The 16,754-nt window shown below is 36.6% G+C and carries 11 protein-coding genes; 3 read left to right on the forward strand and 8 right to left on the reverse strand.

The window, feature by feature from the left end:
- Position 1: 1 nt before the first annotated feature.
- The 3 genes from E0H99_RS03930 (at position 2) to E0H99_RS03940 (ending at position 5,638) form a co-directional block, all read left to right on the forward strand.
- Positions 2-1,594 (forward strand): RagB/SusD family nutrient uptake outer membrane protein, encoded by a 1,593-nt coding sequence (locus E0H99_RS03930; protein WP_131991361.1) that lies wholly within the window; start codon positions 2-4, stop codon positions 1,592-1,594.
- Positions 1,595-1,617: 23 nt separating this feature from the next.
- Positions 1,618-2,685, forward strand: a complete 1,068-nt coding sequence (locus tag E0H99_RS03935) for a SusE domain-containing protein (protein WP_131991363.1) — start codon at positions 1,618-1,620, stop codon at positions 2,683-2,685.
- A gap of 64 nt (positions 2,686-2,749) precedes the next feature.
- Entirely contained in the window at positions 2,750-5,638 is a 2,889-nt protein-coding gene (locus tag E0H99_RS03940; RefSeq protein WP_131991365.1) for an alpha-amylase family glycosyl hydrolase, read from the forward strand.
- Between the two features lie 114 nt (positions 5,639-5,752).
- Here the strand turns inward: E0H99_RS03940 and acs are convergent, their stop codons facing one another.
- The 8 genes from acs to E0H99_RS03985 all read right to left on the reverse strand — a co-directional run bounded on the left by acs (position 5,753) and on the right by E0H99_RS03985 (position 16,547).
- The gene (gene acs / locus E0H99_RS03945; protein WP_317126161.1) at positions 5,753-7,672 is read right to left on the reverse strand and encodes an acetate--CoA ligase; all 1,920 of its coding nucleotides are present in this window, start codon (positions 7,670-7,672) and stop codon (positions 5,753-5,755) included.
- Positions 7,673-7,680: 8 nt separating this feature from the next.
- Positions 7,681-9,588, reverse strand: a complete 1,908-nt coding sequence (locus tag E0H99_RS03950; protein WP_131991369.1) for an AMP-binding protein — start codon at positions 9,586-9,588, stop codon at positions 7,681-7,683.
- Entirely contained in the window at positions 9,585-9,968 is a 384-nt protein-coding gene (locus tag E0H99_RS03955) for a response regulator transcription factor (RefSeq protein ID WP_131991371.1), read from the reverse strand. The genes E0H99_RS03950 and E0H99_RS03955 overlap by 4 nt, the downstream gene beginning before the upstream one ends.
- Positions 9,969-9,971: 3 nt before the next feature.
- Positions 9,972-12,677: an ATP-binding protein gene (locus tag E0H99_RS03960; RefSeq protein WP_131991373.1), complete on the reverse strand. Its 2,706-nt coding sequence runs from the start codon at positions 12,675-12,677 to the stop codon at positions 9,972-9,974.
- 250 nt (positions 12,678-12,927) lie between these two features.
- Positions 12,928-13,155, reverse strand: coding sequence for a DUF6814 family protein (locus tag E0H99_RS03970; protein ID WP_131991377.1), 228 nt, complete (start codon positions 13,153-13,155; stop codon positions 12,928-12,930).
- A gap of 10 nt (positions 13,156-13,165) precedes the next feature.
- Entirely contained in the window at positions 13,166-14,701 is a 1,536-nt protein-coding gene (locus E0H99_RS03975) for an MFS transporter (RefSeq protein WP_131991379.1), read from the reverse strand.
- Positions 14,702-14,724: 23 nt separating this feature from the next.
- The gene (locus E0H99_RS03980; RefSeq protein ID WP_131991381.1) at positions 14,725-16,104 is read right to left on the reverse strand and encodes a porin; all 1,380 of its coding nucleotides are present in this window, start codon (positions 16,102-16,104) and stop codon (positions 14,725-14,727) included.
- Positions 16,105-16,205: 101 nt separating this feature from the next.
- Positions 16,206-16,547 (reverse strand): helix-turn-helix domain-containing protein, encoded by a 342-nt coding sequence (locus E0H99_RS03985; RefSeq protein ID WP_165930248.1) that lies wholly within the window; start codon positions 16,545-16,547, stop codon positions 16,206-16,208.
- Positions 16,548-16,754: the final 207 nt, after the last annotated feature.

Below are 16,754 nucleotides of genomic sequence, written 5' to 3' on the forward strand. Positions count from 1 at the left end.
AATGAAAAAGACACACATAAAATTATTGGGTATTTCTTTGTTACTGTTGGTGATGTTGTTCCCATCGTGTACAGATGATTTAAACCAAGCTCCAGAAAGTGCTAATGCCATTCCTGGGGAACAATTTTTTAGTACGCCAGAATCGTACAAGCAAAATCTTGCCAAATTATATGCTGGATTTGCTACATCTGGACAATCCGGACCTGCCGGTTCTGCGGATATTTCAGGAATAGATGAAGGAGAAAGTCAGTATATTAGAGGGCTTTGGTTAATGCAGGAACTAACAACTGATGAAGCAGTTATTGCCTGGAATGACGGAACAATAAAAGATTTACATTCGCAAACATGGACATCTTTGGATCGTTTTATTACGGCTACATTTGCCCGTTTATCTTTTCAAATTGTAAACTGTAATGAGTTTTTAAGACAAACAACGGATGAAAAATTGGCAACCAGAGGTATTGATGCCACTTTGAAAGCAGAAATTGCTACTTACAGAGCAGAAGCTCGTTTCTTGAGAGCAATGACGTATTGGCATTTAATTGATATGTTTGGCGGTGGTTCTTTAGTAACTGAAGAGTCTCCAAGTACTTTCTTCTACCCGGAATATGCTACAAGAGCAGAATTATACAAATTTGTTGATGAGGAATTAACAGCAATTACTCCATTATTGAAAACGCCAAAATCAAATGAGGCGTATCGTGTGGATCAGGCTGCTGCTTGGATGTTACAAGCTAAATTGTATATGAATGCTAAAGTATATATCGGTACTGATAATTATGCTGCTGCAGTTCCATTAATTACAAAAATTGTAGGATCAACCTATAAATTGCATACAAACTACAATCAATTGTTTTTTGCAGATAATGATAAGAACGGAGCTCAAAACGAATTTATTTTCGCTATCGCTTTCGATGGTCTTCATACTCAAACATATGGTGGGACAACTTTCTTAACGCATGCACCAGTGGGTGGTAGTATGAATGCAAGTGAATTTGGAATCAATGGTGGATGGGCTGGAATCAGAACAACTGCTGCGTTTGTTGATAAATTTGAAGCAAATACAACGGATACACGTGGACAATTCTACACTAATGGACAAAGTAAAGAAATTAAAAACATCGGGTCTTTTACAGATGGATATGCTATTCAAAAGTTTAGAAACGTAGGTGTAAACGGAGTTCAAGGTTCAGATAAAGCCGGTAATTTTTCGGATTCAGATTTCCCTATCTTCCGTTTAGCAGATGCTTATTTAATGTATGCTGAATGTGCTGTTAGAGGTGCAGGAGCAAATTTAGTTACCGCTACAACTTACGTTAATGCGTTACGCACAAGAGCAAAAGGAAATGCAGTAAGTCAAGGGGATTTAAGCCTAAATTTCATTCTTGATGAAAGAGCTAAAGAATTACACTGGGAAGGACAAAGAAGAACTGATTTAGTTCGTTTTGGTAAATTTTCTGGAGGTGCTTACTTATGGCCATGGAAAGGTGGATCTGCCAGCGGATCTCCAACACAATCATTCAGAGATTTATTCCCAATTCCTGCTACAGCTTTAGCATCAAATAATAAATTAAAACAAAACCCAGGATATTAAATAATTTTAAAAAATCAATAAAAATGAAAAATATAACTAAATCAATACTTGCTTTATTTGCAGTAGTTGCTTTGTCTTGCAGCGTTGAAGATGTTCAGGACAGACCTGTTATCGAAGGAATAGATTCTCCAATGTTGACCGCTCCAACCGCGGGTGCGGGGTATGTGTTAAAACCAGAAAATGCAGCTGCTCAAGCAGAACGTTTTACATGGAAATCAGCTAATTACGGCGGAGATGTTCAAGTGAATTATGTAGTTGAAATGGATGTTAAAGGAAATGAATTTAAAACACCTAAAGTAATAGGGAGTTCATTGCCTTCTGAAAATCAAGTTTCTGTTTCTGTAGAATCAATGAATGGAGCTGCATTGGCATTAAAAGCAACACCTTTTTCTCCTAAAGAATTTGAAGTAAGAGTTAAAGCAAGCGCAGGTACTTTAGCTGCAATGTATTCTAATGTAATTGGAATTGTTATTACATCTTATACTACTGAAAATCCTAAACTATGGGTTCCTGGTGGATATGCTGTTGCTTCTGGATATGCTAAAGATTGGGATCCTGCTTCATCTCCACAGCTTTCTGCTTCAGGATTTGGTAAGGTAGATTTTGAAGGGTATGTTAATTTTAATGATGCGAATGCAGAATATAAATTTACAAGCTTTCCAGAATGGAAAGGAGAATTTGCGGCTGGTGCTACAGCTGGGACAATAGCTCTTACTGGAGCTAATCTTAAAATACCTGCTGCAGGATATTACCAAATTGTAGTTGATACTGAAAAATTAACATACAAAGCGACAGCAACAGCTTGGGGGATCATTGGAAGTGCAACTGCTGGTGGATGGGATAATAGTACAGCAATGACTTATAATAAAACTACAAAACTATGGTCTGTAACTGCAACATTAACCGGAGCTGAATTTAAATTTAGAGCCAATAATGGTTGGGATATTAATCTTGGGAAGCTTAAAACTGCTCCAGATGGTTCTCACTTGGAGTATGGTGGAGATAATATTGTTGTAACGGCTGGAACTTATACAATTACTTTGGATTTAAGTTCTCCTAGAAATTACAAATACACGATTACAAAAAATTAATATTTTTTTCAATAAAAAAAGGGCTATCTCATGGATAGCCCTTTTTTTATAAAACCAAATAGCTATGAAAAAAACTATACTTTTATTATTAATTTTCTGGTCACTAGTCTCTTCGGCTCAGCAGCAAACAGTAACCAGCACTATAAGTCCTAACCCCTTTGAGGAAACAACATCAATTACTTTAACTATTGCTGGAAGTAGTGTAAATGAAGCAAGTTGGGGAATTACGGATCATTCTTTATATTTATGGACTTGGTCTTTAGATATCAATGATGCTAACAGCCTTGACTGTCCAACAAATGGTTCATGGACCGCTTCTAACGAGGCAAACAAATTTACTTACAATTCAGCCTCAGACACCTATGCTAAAACATTTACTCCAAATACCTTTTATAATAGAACTGGAATAGGTAAAATAGGGTTTCTTATTAAAGCAAAGGATGGAACTGGAGATAAAAAATCGCAAGATAATTTTGTTGAAGTTGGCGCTTATCAAGTTACTTTGACGACTCCGGCTGAAAATAGTTCAACAATTGTTACTTCTGGTGGGAGTTTGAATATTTCAGCTGCTAATACCGGTGGAAATGCCAGTTATGTATTGAAAGCAAACGGTACAAATTTGAATACAAATGCTGCTGCTTCAAGTTATTCGTATACTCATGCCAATATTGTCGGGAATCAAAATTACGAACTGCAGGTTACTCAAGGAATCACATTGATTACTAAAAAGTTCAGTGCAATTGTTAATCCGGGTACTATTAATGAAGCGATGTCTGCGGGATTATTGGACGGAATCAATTACAATACGGGTGATGCGACAAAAGCGACTCTAGTGCTGGATGCGCCATTCAAAGATTTTGTTTATGTAGCAGGAAGTTTCAATAGTTGGCAGCCTACGGCTTCTTATGCAATGAAAAAAGATCCTGTTTCTGGTAAGTTTTGGTTGGAATTAACCGGATTAGTGTCAGGTACAAATTACACCTACCAGTATTGGGTTGTTGATGCAACACCTCTTGCAGGGACACCATCTTTAGTGAAAACTGCCGATCCATATTCGACACTTGTTTTATCTCCTTATGATGATCCTAATATTCCGGCTTCTACCTATCCAAATCTCCCGGTTTATCCAGCAGGTCAGGAACGTGAAGTGACGGTATTACAAACTGGGAAAGCACCTTATGCATGGAGTAGTGCCACCACCAATTTTGTTAAACCCGCTAAAGAAAAACTAGTAGTTTATGAATTGTTGGTTCGCGATTTTGATGCCAATAGAAGCTATCAAAATTTGATTGACAAAATCGATTATTTTAAAAATTTGAAAATAAACGCCATTGAATTAATGCCTGTAATGGAATTTGAAGGCAACGAAAGTTGGGGTTATAATACCTCTTTCCATATGGCTTTGGATAAATTCTATGGGACTTCGGATAAGTTAAAGGAGTTTGTGGATTTATGCCATCAAAACGGAATTGCCGTTATTCTTGATGTGGCGTTGAACCATGCTTTTGGAAGAAATCCAATGGTTCGTATGTGGATGAACGATGCTGATGGTGATGGTTGGGGTTCTCCTTCAACTGAAAATCCATACTTCAATACAACGGCAATGCATAGTTATAGTGTAGGGGAAGATTTTAATCATCAACAGGCCAGAACACAGAATTACGTAAAAAGAGTGGTTAAACAATGGGTAGAAGAATATAAAATTGACGGATTGCGTTGGGATTTAACCAAAGGATTTACTCAGAATTGTCCGTCTAATGTTGCTGGTGGTCAGGATGCCTGTACTGGTGTTAAACAACAAGACCGTGTAGATGTTTTGAAAGCTTATGCCGATTATTCTTGGGGTTTAGATCCAACTCATTATGCTATTTTTGAACACTTAGGGAATGATGATGAAGAACAACTTTGGGCCAATTATAGAATTAATGAAACGCCAAGTAAAGGAATTATGATGTGGGGAATAATGACCAGTCAATACAATGAATTGTCTATGGGGTATCCGGGTAATATTTCTCGAATAAACAGTACCAGCAGAGGTTTTACCGCAAATAGACTGATGGGGTATGCTGAAAGTCATGATGAGGAACGCTTGATGTATAAAAATTTACAATTTGGGAATAGTACAAATCCTGCCCATAATGTAAAAACACTAAATGTAGCTTTGTCTAGAATGTCAGCAATTGGAGCAGTTTCTTTATTGGTTCCTGGACCAAAGATGATTTGGCATTTTGGGGAGTTAGGTTGGGAAAATTCTATTTTTGCTTGTAATAATGGAACGGTAAACACTTCGTCAGATGCAACATCTGGGGATTGTAAATTAGATACCAAACAGCAACCACAATGGGTGAGTAATTGGCTTGGAGATAGCAATAGAAGTAAAATTTACAACGATTGGGCCAAAATGATTACGATGAAAGCTGTAGAGCCTGTTTTTTCTGGAACTGCAACCATGTCGAATACAAGTTCTTTGTATCCAAATATCAAAATTACCAATAGTGCTTTGGCGCCAAGCCAACTTAAAGATGTTTTAATCTTGGCTAATTTTAATGTAACCGCACAAAATGTAGCGACTGGATTTCCTTACACTGGAGAGTGGTACAATTTGATGGATAATACAACAATTACGGTGACTAATGTAAATGATCCAATAACAATTCCGGCAGGTGAATACCGAATCTATGGAAACAAAACGGCGGCTTTGGCAATAGTTGACTATGAAAAAACGCCAACTGTTTTGTTGTATCCAAATCCGGCTTCCATTTATTTTACTTTAAATACTGTGACTTCTAAAGTTCAAATTTTTTCTATAACTGGACAATTGGTAAAAACTTTTGATGCAAATCAATCCGAAGGACATCAATTTATAATTAGTGAGTTGAATCAAGGGCTTTATATAGTAAAAGCGTATGATGAGAATAATGGGGTTCAGGTATTGAAGTTCATTAAGGAATAATACGGTTTGTTTGTTTTAAGTGTAAAAAAGGCTGTCTGTAAAATTACAGCTTTTTTTATACAAAAAAACTGCTCCATAAATGAAGCAGTTTCCAATAATGATTAAAACTAAAATCTAAATTTTACCATCTTTGATTTCTTCCACAATTTCAGGATTCAATAATGTTGAGATATCACCAAAATTAGAATAGTCCCCTTCGGCAATCTTACGCAAAATTCTACGCATGATTTTTCCGGAACGTGTTTTAGGTAAACCGGAAACAAACTGAATTTTGTCGAGCTTAGCAATCGGTCCTATGTGATCGGATATGTGTTGGTTAATCTCTTTACTAAGATTTTCTCTGTCACGATATTCTCCTGTTTCTTTTAGAATTACAAAACCATACAGAGCATTCCCTTTGATGTCATGTGGGAAACCTACAATAGCACTTTCGGCAACTGCCGGATGCTCATTGATGGCATCTTCTATCGGTGCAGTGCCCAGATTGTGTCCTGAAACGATAACCACATCGTCTACACGGCCCGTAATTCTATAATATCCTACCTCATCACGCAAAGCACCATCACCAGTAAAATATTTGCCTGGGAAGGTAGAAAAATAGGTGTCTTTATAACGCTGGTGATCGCCCCAAATGGTTCTGGCAATTCCCGGCCAAGGAAACTTTATACACAAACTTCCGGTAACTTGATTGCCTTCAATTTCGTTGCGCTTTTCATCCATCAAAACGGGTTGGATTCCCGGCAACGGTAACGAAGCGTATGTTGGTTTTGTTGGGGTTACAAAAGCAATTGGTGAAATCATAATTCCTCCGGTTTCCGTTTGCCACCAGGTATCTACCACAGGGCATTTTTTATCTCCTACGTGGTTGTTGTACCAATGCCAAGCTTCTTCATTGATAGGTTCTCCCACGGATCCAATCACTTTTAAAGAAGTTAATTGGTAGCGTTGTACGTATTCGATGCTTTCTTTTGCCAAGGCTCTAATGGCTGTTGGAGCGGTGTAAAACTGGGTGACTTTATGCTTTTCGATCGTTTGCCAAAAACGACTAAAATCAGGATAGGAGGGAACGCCTTCAAAAATTACAGTTGTAGCTCCATTCAATAACGGTCCATAAAGGATGTAGGAATGTCCGGTAATCCAACCGATATCAGCGGTACACCAAAAAATATCATTGTCTTCATAATTAAAAACGTTCTTAAACGTATAAGCGGTATATACCATATAACCGGCTGTGGTATGTACCATTCCTTTTGGTTTTCCGGTTGAACCGGAAGTGTAAAGGATGAATAATGGATCTTCCGCATCCATTATTTCTGCCACATTATTGTCTGATGCTTTGTCCAAAAGAGGTTGTAGCCATTGGTCACGACCTTCTTTCATATTGATCTCTGAGTTGATTCTTTTGGCAACTAAAACGTTCTCTACACAAGGACAATTTACCAGCGCATCATCAACGATACTTTTTAAATCGATTGTTTTGTTACCGCGATATCCACCATCAGAGGTGATGACCATTTTACATTCGCTATCATTTATTCTTGCAGTTACTGCCGAAGCAGAGAAGCCTGCAAAAACAACCGAATGGATGGCTCCAATTCTGGCACAAGCCAAAGTTGTAATGGCCAATTCAGGAATCATTGGTAAATAAATACAAACACGATCTCCTTTTTTTATGCCTTGGTCACGTAATACGTTGGCCATTTTACAAACACGTTGGTGTAATTCATTGTAAGAAATATGTAAAGCTTCTTCCTTTGGGTCATTCGGCTCAAAGATGATAGCCGTTTTATCACCTTTTTTGGCAAGATGTCTGTCGATACAGTTTTTTGTAATATTAACTTTAGCTTCAGTAAACCATTTTATTTCAGCTTCCCCCATATTAAAATCGACTACTTTATCCCATTGTTGGTACCAAGTAAAATTTTCGGAAGCAATTTTGTCCCAAAATTTTCTAGGCTCACGTACTGATTTTTTGTATTCTTTAAAGTATTCTTCTAAGGTGTTAATTTTATAGCGACTCATAATGTTATTGATAAATTTAGTTATTCTTGTTTTTTATTATAAATACCGATTTCATATTTCTTTAAAACCATGGCAATTTCGCCTACAATGTTCTCATCGTCAATTGTTGAAGGAATTTGAAAATCGGTGCCATCGGCAATACTACGCATTAATTTTCGGAGCGTTTTTCCGGAACGCGTTTTTGGTAATCGCTGTACTATGACTGCATTTCTTAAGGAAGCTACAGCCCCAATTTGGTGTCGGACTAGTTTAATAATTTCTTGTTCTAATTGATAATGTTCGATTTCATCTCCTAATTTGATTACTATCAATGCCAAAGGAACTTGCCCTTTTAGCTCATCATGGATTCCAATAACAGCACACTCAGCAACGGATTGGTGAGAAGCAACTACTTCTTCCATCTCTGCTGTTGATAAGCGATGTCCTGCAACATTAATTACATCGTCAGTTCTTCCGGTGATGAAAATATAACCGTCTTCATCTTTATAACCACCGTCGCCAGAAAGATAATACCCATCAAATTTACTGAAGTAACTGGCTTTGAAACGGGCTTCATTTTCCCAAATCCCCAACATATTCCCTGGAGGTAATGGCAGTTTTACAACGACCAAACCTTCTTCATTTGCTTTTAATTCCTCTCCATTTTCATTAAAAATCCGAATGTCATACCCACAAACTGCTTTTGTTGCTGAACCGGATTTGACGGGCATTTTTTCAATACCAAGTGAATTGGCAATCATTGGCCAGCCAGATTCGGTTTGCCACCAGTGGTCAATTACCGGGATAGGAATGTGCTGTTGGTACCATTCTAACGTGGCATTATCACAACGTTCTCCCGCCAAGAATTGATTTTTAAGATGGCTTAAATCATATTGTTTGATAAATGTTCCTTCTGGATCTTCTTTCTTGATGGCTCGAATAGCGGTTGGAGCCGTAAACATGGTGCCTACTTTATGCTCTGATATTATTCTCCAAAACGTACTCGCATCAGGTGTTTTTATGGGCTTGCCTTCAAAAATTATAGTGGTATTTCGATTCAATAAAGGTCCATAAAGAATGTAGCTGTGGCCAACTGCCCAGCCCATATCTGAAGCAGCCCAAAAAGTCTCGTCTTCTTTTACATTGTATATATGTTTCATGGAAAATTTTAACGCCACTGCATAACCACCGGTATCTCTTACAATTCCTTTTGGCTTACCCGTAGTGCCTGATGTGTATAAAATATACAGCGGATGATTTGAATGCAAAGGAACACAAGGCGTTTCTTCGGAACCGTAAACCAATGCGTCATAATCTACATCATACTTTTTAAACGGAATTCTAGCACCTAATTTTCGATTGAAAACAATTACTTTTTTTGGTCGGTGTGAAGCAAGTGCAATGGCTTCGTCGACTAAAGGTTTGTACGCAATTAATCGATCAACTTCGATTCCTGAGGAAGCTGTAATAATTGCTCGAGGTTTGCAATCATCGATTCGAATGGCCAATTCATGCGGTGCAAAACCACCAAAAACAACCGAATGAATCACCCCAATTCTCGCACAAGCCAGCATGGCAAATGCAGTTTGAGGAATCATTGGCATATAAATAATTGCAGTATCTCCTTTCTTCAATCCCAGCGATTGCATGCCTCCAGCCAATTTTGCAACTTCGATTTTTACTTCCGAAAAAGTATATTTTTTGATGATTTGTGTTACCGGAGAATCATAAATAATGGCAATCTGATCACCATATCCGTCTTGAATGTGTTTGTCTAATGCAAGATAACAAATGTTTAATTCACCATCTTTATACCACAGCGGATAGCCGTTTTCATCTTTCGACAAAATCGTTTCCGGCTTACTGTACCACTCAATTTCATCGGCCTGCGCGGCCCAAAATGTTTCCGGTTGGTCGATGCTTCGGGTGTAAATTTCTTCGTATTTCATGGTGTTGAATGGGTTCCTTGATGAATTAAATCCTGTACTTGTTCTACTAATTTTTTGATTGAAAAGGGTTTGACCACATATAAATTGGCGCCTAATGAAAGTCCTTTTTCAATGTCTTTTTCTTTGTTTTTTGCCGATAGGAAAATGACTTTGCAATGCCGCAGTCGTTCGTCTTTTTTTATCTGTTCCAATGTGGCAAAACCGTCAACCATGGGCATCATCACATCCAGAATAATCACATCGGGTAGTTGGTTTTTCAAAATATCTAATGCTTCTTGACCATCTCGTGCTATGAAAACTTCAAAATTGTTTTTTTTGAAAGTATATTCCAGTGACATTACAATGTTTGGCTCGTCATCTACTATTAAAATTTTCTTCATTTTTTAACTGTTTACGGTTGTATTATAGTTGGGCAGCCTAAAGATAAAAGTGGCTCCCTCCGCGATATTTTCTTCTGCCCAAATTTTACCTTTATGATGTTCAATTATTTGTTTGCAAATAGCTAAACCTAATCCACTTCCTATTGGTTTTTTAATATTTTGATTTCTGGACTGATAGAATTTATCAAAAATCGCTTCGGCATCTTCTTTTTTAATTATTTTACCGTTGTTGTGAATTTTGACTTCAATATTGGTTTCATTTTCAAGGATTGTAAGGACTATTTTTCCATTAGTTTCCGAACAAAATTTTATTGCATTCGACAATAAATTATGAATCACTTGGATAATTCGTTCTTCATCATAAAAAGCTCTTATTTCTTTGTTCGAAGTGTCGAATTCAACATTTATATTTTTGTTTTTAATCAATTGATTCAAGGAATCTAACGTGTTTTTAATGGTTTTTGTAATGTTGTTTTTAGACAAATAAATTTTTTGTTTTCCGGTTTCAAATTTTTCTAAATCCAGAATTTTATCAATCAAACGGTTCAAACGATCCGACTCGGATATGATGTTTTGTAAAAACTGTTTTCTCAGTTCTTCCGGAATGTCATCATCATCGTGAAGAATTTCACTTGCGGCACGAATAGCCGTAATCGGCGTTCTCAATTCATGGGTAACCGTGTCCAGAAATTCATCTTTTTGAATGTCTTTGTTGACCAGTTCCTGATTGGCATTTTTTAACTGTTCGGATATTTTTTTTAATTCATTCGAAGTGTCTGTCAACTTCTTGTTGATAATGATATTTTCTTTGGATTCCTCCAAAATTCGCAACACTTCGGGTAAACTAATTTTATCTTCTTTGACTACGCTTGAGATTAATATTTTGGCGGAAGCCGTACCAATGTGTCCCGTCAATAAATTTTCGGCAAATTTTATAAATCGGGCGTCAGCGGTAGTGATATTTTTATCAATATTGTATTTTAAATTGAAAATAGTAAGCGCTCGTTTTGTTCTTTCTTCGCCTAGAAATCGTTGCAACACTTTTTGAATATCGGAAATGTAAGCCGTTCCTTTCCATACAAAAGCATTTTCGTGATTGGTAATGTATTTGTCAATATCTACAAACATTTCGGCATAATTGCGTTCTCTGTAATTTCCTTTGAAACTTACGGAAACGGCCAAATAACTCATCAAATTGATTAATAAACTCCAAAAAACAGCATGTGGTATGGGTTCTAAATAATCCAATCCAAAAAGTTGAAAAGGTTTTAGTAATTCAATTCCCCAAGGTCCTTCTTGAATGAACAGGCTTGTTGATTCAGTAATCCCAACGGCGTAGGGAATTAAAAGCGTATAAAAACAAGTTAAAAAACCAAGAATAATTCCAGTTACAGCACCGTTTTTTGAGCCTCTTTTCCAGAATATGGCGCCAAAAAAAGAAGGGGCTAATTGCGCTATAACTACAAAGGCAACCAGTCCTATGGAAACCAAAGAATAGTCGAGAATGAAAATCCGGTATATGGCATATGCCAAAATAATGAGTGAAAAAATTCCTATTTTTCTGCTAATCAAGATTCGTTTGTTGTTTTTTTCTTGTGAATAATTTTGTAGCGAACCAATGAATCCATAAGGAATTAATAAGTTGTTACTCAGCATGGTTGCCAGTGCAATCGAGGAAACGATAATCATGGATATGGCTGCCGAAAACCCGCCTAGAAACACTAAAACGGTTAGTGTATTATTGTTGAAATATTGTGGGATCAATAAAGAATACGTGTCTGAATTGAGTCCTTGTCCCTCAAAAAGAATATTTCCTCCCCAGGCAATTGGGAAAACAAAAATGTTAAAAAGCAATAAATACAGTGGAAAAAGCCACATTGCTGTTCGGATATGGCTTTCTTTATTATTTTCAACAATGGCAGTGTGAAACTGTCTAGGCAAAAGAAAAATGGCAAACATGGACAGCACACAAAGAAAAAACCAGTTAATTCCTTTAGTGATGCCGCCAATAGTATTCTTTTTGTCGAAATTTTCAAGTACGGCCGCTTTTTGATAGATATCGTCAAATCCATCAAATACAAAGAAAGTTACGTAGATACCAATCATTACAAAGAAAACTAGCTTTAAGATGGATTCCATTGCCACAGCAGTTACGATTCCGCGCCTTTTTTCGGAAGCGTCTACATAACGTGTCCCATAATACGAAGCAAATAATGCTAAAGCAATACAAACGTAAGTGGTAGTATCTGTAAAAATATTTTCGCTCGATTGGGTTTTACTAACAATATGAAAAGTGTCTGAAATCGATTTTAGTTGTAAAGAAATATAAGGGACTATTCCAAAAACACAAACCATAGTTACTAATGCTCCTAGAAATCTGCTGTTTCCGTATCGTAAAGAAATAAAATCTGCAATACTTGAGATTTTATTTACTCTCGAAATTCGGATAATTCTCTTCAGGATTATCATCCAGGTGGGTATAATAATTATGGGCCCTAAATAAATAGGCAAATAACCCAATCCTGTTTCTGCTGCTACACCTATGCTACCATAGTAGGTCCAGGCAGTACAATAAACAGCTAATGAGAAGGAATAGATATAAGGATTGTTTGTCCATTTAGAGTGTTTCCTTTTTTCGGACCAATGCGCTATGTAAAATAGAATCGAGACATAGAGTGCCAAAATCAATAAAAGCCATATACTATTCATAATACCTTTTTATGATTATGTAGGTAATAGCAATTGAAAACAGCCATGCCGAAAAAATGTAGAGGTATATTATTGGGAAACCAAAAAGAGGTTTGGAACTGTCAAATAATAGCAAAAGTGGAATGTTCAATCCTAATAGAATTAGCACTGAAAGAATAACCAGCTTTTGTTCATGTCTTTTTTTCATTGTAAAAAAAATAAACAATCTCTACAAATGAATGTAGAGATTGTTTTTTTGGTATTGATTTAATTAATTGTTTTTTTCATCGTAATCTCCCATCAAGGCATAATACCCAAAAGTGCCTAATCCTAGAACGATTAATGGTGTGAGTATGAACAGGATAATAATTCCAAATACTAAATCCTCTTGTTTGCCTGACATAAATTTTGGTAATCCAAAAGTAAAGATGCAAAAATAGGCTGCAGCAACTGCTAATGCTATCCAAACTAATCCTAAAATTCTTTTTATTTGATTCATAGTTGTTTTTTTAAATGTGAGTGTTTTTGTCTTTATTTTTAATGTAAACCATTCCAATCACAAAACAGATTGAAGCAATAACTATAGGATACCATAGCCCTTCGAGATAAAATTCTGGATTCCCTGCTTCTTTTGCATTGATAACAAAATAAGTTGAAATAGCAGGAAGTAATCCCCCAAAAATTCCATTTCCTACGTGATATGGCAATGACATAGAAGTATATCTAATTTTAACTGGGAACATTTCAACTAAGAATGCTGCAATTGGCCCGTAAACCATAGTTACAAATAATACTTGTATGAATACTAAAAAGATTAAAGCCCATTTATCGGCAGTGTTGATTTTAATTGTTGTTTTGGTTTCAACTTTTGCTTTGCCATCTACAACCATAGCTTTGCCGTTCTCTAAAGATACGGTTTTCACTTCCAGTAAAGTAGTTCCATCTGCAAACTCTTTGTTTGTTGTGTAGATAGAGTCCATTGTTTGCTTTTTGTTTTCTTTCAACTCAGCAACTAGAGTCGTTTTTTCTACCATTTCAGTTTTATTTGCTACTGATGTGGTTTCGTACATGCTTTTGTAAATAGGTCTGTATAATAGGATAGCTAGTAACATTCCGCCCATCATAATGTATTTTCTCCCTACCTTATCACTCAGCCAACCAAAAAGGATAAAAAATGGTGTGCCAAGGATTAATGCAATTCCAAGTAAAGTATCGACTTGTGATGAGTCAATAGACATTACCGTTTTCATGAAATTCATAGCGTAAAATTGACCAGTATACCAAACAACTCCTTGACCCATTGTGGCTCCAAATAAAGCTAACAAGACAAATTTCAAATTGTAGCGGTTTCCAAAACTTTCTTTCAATGGATTCGTACTTGTTTTTCCTTCCGCTTTTGCTTTAGCGAAAACAGGAGATTCATCCATGTTTTTTCGAATCAAATACGAAACAAATACCATGATAATAGAAACCCAAAACGGAACTCTCCATCCCCATGCGTCAAACTGTTCCGGAGTAAGAATATTTCTTGTGGCTAAAATAACCATCAAAGAAATAAATAATCCAACAGTTGCAGTAGTTTGTATCCAAGAAGTCCAATACCCTCTTTGTCCCACTGGTGCGTGCTCGGCCACATACGTTGCGGCTCCGCCATATTCGCCACCCAGCGCAAGACCTTGAAGCAAACGAAGAATTAAGACTAATAAAGGTGCCATAAACCCAATGGTTTCATAACTCGGAATACAACCAATCAAGAACGTGGCTCCTCCCATTAACAATAAAGTGACCATGAAGGTGTATTTCCTTCCAATTAAATCTCCTAATCTTCCGAAGAAAAGGGCTCCAAACGGACGCACTACAAACCCAGCTGCGAATGTTGCCAATGTAGATAAGAAAGCTGCAGTAGGATTGTCTGACGGAAAAAATTTGGTTGAAATTACAACTGCCAAACTTCCAAAGATGTAGAAATCATACCATTCGATCATTGTGCCCATTGAGGAGGCCGAGATGACTTTCCAAATTCCTTTTGTTGATTTAGTACTCATATAATTATACTTTTAAAATTAGTTTATAGATAGATTTGTAGTTGTACAATGAATTCTCCTTTTGATCCTGAGATATTAGATGGAGTAGTGTAAACGGGTCTGGTTGAATATTGTGCTGTGATTTTGGCGTGTTGTCCATCCAAGAAGAAGTTCGTCCCCAGATCAAATTGAGTACTTGATTTATCTAAAGCATCAAAATTTTTGTAGGTAAAAGCTCCAAATGGTTGTACGCGTAGTTTAGGTTTGACTGCTTTGTTGGGCAATAAAATTCCGGCTTGTGTGTACCAAATATTACCTGATCCAATCGTAGCTTGTGCATTTCCAGGACCGGCCATTGCTCTATTTCCAGTGAAGCTAGGGTCAGCAGAACCAATGTTCATGATAGCTACGTTGCGTAAATAATTTGGACCAAAATCATAGTCGTAATAAACACTGTATGCTGTTACGGCCATTTTGTTTTCTTTTTTTCCAACAGGCAAATCAAGAAAAACATCCGCTGCAAAAAGATTGATGTTGTGTTTACTGATAGTATTGTTAACAGAAGATTTAGTTGCGTCAGGCGCAGTGTAAAAACCAGCGCCAATATTGAATACTTTTTTAGTTCCAAGGTAACTTCCTACTTTGTAAGGCAGTACATTGGCTTCTTGATCTAAAAACTGGTATTCGAAATAACCCGCTTTGGACCACTTTGTATTTCCACTATTGTCTACTGCTACAGCATTATCAGCTGAAGTTACATTCGTAGGTACTAAGTTGGTTGCAAAAGGTTTGTTGTAGCTCACACGGTATTCTAGTTTACCATATTTACCTTTGGCAAATAAGCCCATTTGTCGGGCAAACTGATCGGAGTTTTCAATTAACGGCCAGTTAAAAATTGGAGCATCAATTGTTAGAAAGTTTAATGTAGAGGCCATTGTTGCTCTGGATAATCCCATGTAGTAATGCAATCCGCCACCCATAGTCAAACTGAATTTTTTGTCTTTTTCAGGTAAAACTAAGGCGTATTCGTTCCATGCATCGTGGAAAAATATTCCTGGTTTTTTTCCGGCTCCGTACCCGCCGGTTCCTGTAGTTCCAGCAGCACCCCCATTTGTAAAGGTTTGGTTGTTGATACCAAAGTGTGTCACAATCATATATCGTTTAGATATTTGAGAATACGCCAGAAAACGCAAACGTCTGTTTCCGATATCTGTTCCAGTTGAAGCCGATTCGCCTCCAATCATTGTTCCTGGATTCATTTGGCTGGAACGAAACCATATTTGGTTCCAAGCAATGAAGCGCATGTACTTTGAACCATCTTCGTTCAAATTGAATTTCATTCCGCTACCATAATCGGTGGAGCCTTGTGAAAAACCTTTTAGGGACAATAAGAGTATTGCCGCTATAAAAAATATTTTTTTCATAAATAAGATTTGGTTGTTAAATGGTTGGTTAATAAAGCGCCAAATTCTATTATTTTATTCTAAAAAAAAAGTTAGGTATATTTATGTGTAAATGTATATAGTTAATCTTTGAAGCGCTCCCACTTTATGAGCATAAACTTATCGCCAAGTTCGGTTATTATCATACCTGCACCAGAGAGTAATTGTTTGTTTTTTAAATATTCTACCAGCTCTAAGTGACTAAAAATCTTGTAAGTAGGATGGTAGTTGGCGTGAGACGGTTTTTTTATATTGAAGGTCTTTACCCAGTTGCTTACTGTGACGTGGGAAACCCCTATAATTCGCTCTATTTCACGAAAACTCAATCCTTCGAGATATAGTTGTAATGCTTTGGTAACATAGTAATCATCGATCTTTTTGCCAATTTTATTAACCGTAAAAAAATAATTGCATTTTTTGCACAAGTACCTTTGTTTACTGTTGATTATCCCGCTTTTTATGATGTGGGTGTTTTGGCATTTCGGACACGTTAAAAGTTCCATATATATAAATTTTGCATAAATATAGTAATTTAGCAACTATATAAAAGAGAATTATCTAATAAAATTGGTTTAATTTTATGAAAGGTGCATTTTTATTGAGAAAACTATGTGTGTTTGATAAATTTTATG

Origin of the sequence: Flavobacterium sp. GT3P67, assembly GCF_004349155.1 — a bacterium.
Taxonomy (GTDB): domain Bacteria; phylum Bacteroidota; class Bacteroidia; order Flavobacteriales; family Flavobacteriaceae; genus Flavobacterium; species Flavobacterium ranwuense.

What these genes read in the sequence shown, in the direction of transcription:
- E0H99_RS03955 (WP_131991371.1), bottom strand. Translation starts at nt 9,968, where the DNA reads ATGAAGAAAATTTTAATAGTAGATGACGAGCCAAACATTGTAATGTCA.
- E0H99_RS03980 (WP_131991381.1), bottom strand. Translation starts at nt 16,104, where the DNA reads ATGAAAAAAATATTTTTTATAGCGGCAATACTCTTATTGTCCCTAAAA.
- E0H99_RS03935 (WP_131991363.1), top strand. Translation starts at nt 1,618, where the DNA reads ATGAAAAATATAACTAAATCAATACTTGCTTTATTTGCAGTAGTTGCT.
- E0H99_RS03975 (WP_131991379.1), bottom strand. Translation starts at nt 14,701, where the DNA reads ATGAGTACTAAATCAACAAAAGGAATTTGGAAAGTCATCTCGGCCTCC.
- E0H99_RS03930 (WP_131991361.1), top strand. Translation starts at nt 2, where the DNA reads ATGAAAAAGACACACATAAAATTATTGGGTATTTCTTTGTTACTGTTG.
- E0H99_RS03970 (WP_131991377.1), bottom strand. Translation starts at nt 13,155, where the DNA reads ATGAATCAAATAAAAAGAATTTTAGGATTAGTTTGGATAGCATTAGCA.
- E0H99_RS03940 (WP_131991365.1), top strand. Translation starts at nt 2,750, where the DNA reads ATGAAAAAAACTATACTTTTATTATTAATTTTCTGGTCACTAGTCTCT.
- E0H99_RS03960 (WP_131991373.1), bottom strand. Translation starts at nt 12,677, where the DNA reads ATGAATAGTATATGGCTTTTATTGATTTTGGCACTCTATGTCTCGATT.
- E0H99_RS03950 (WP_131991369.1), bottom strand. Translation starts at nt 9,588, where the DNA reads ATGAAATACGAAGAAATTTACACCCGAAGCATCGACCAACCGGAAACA.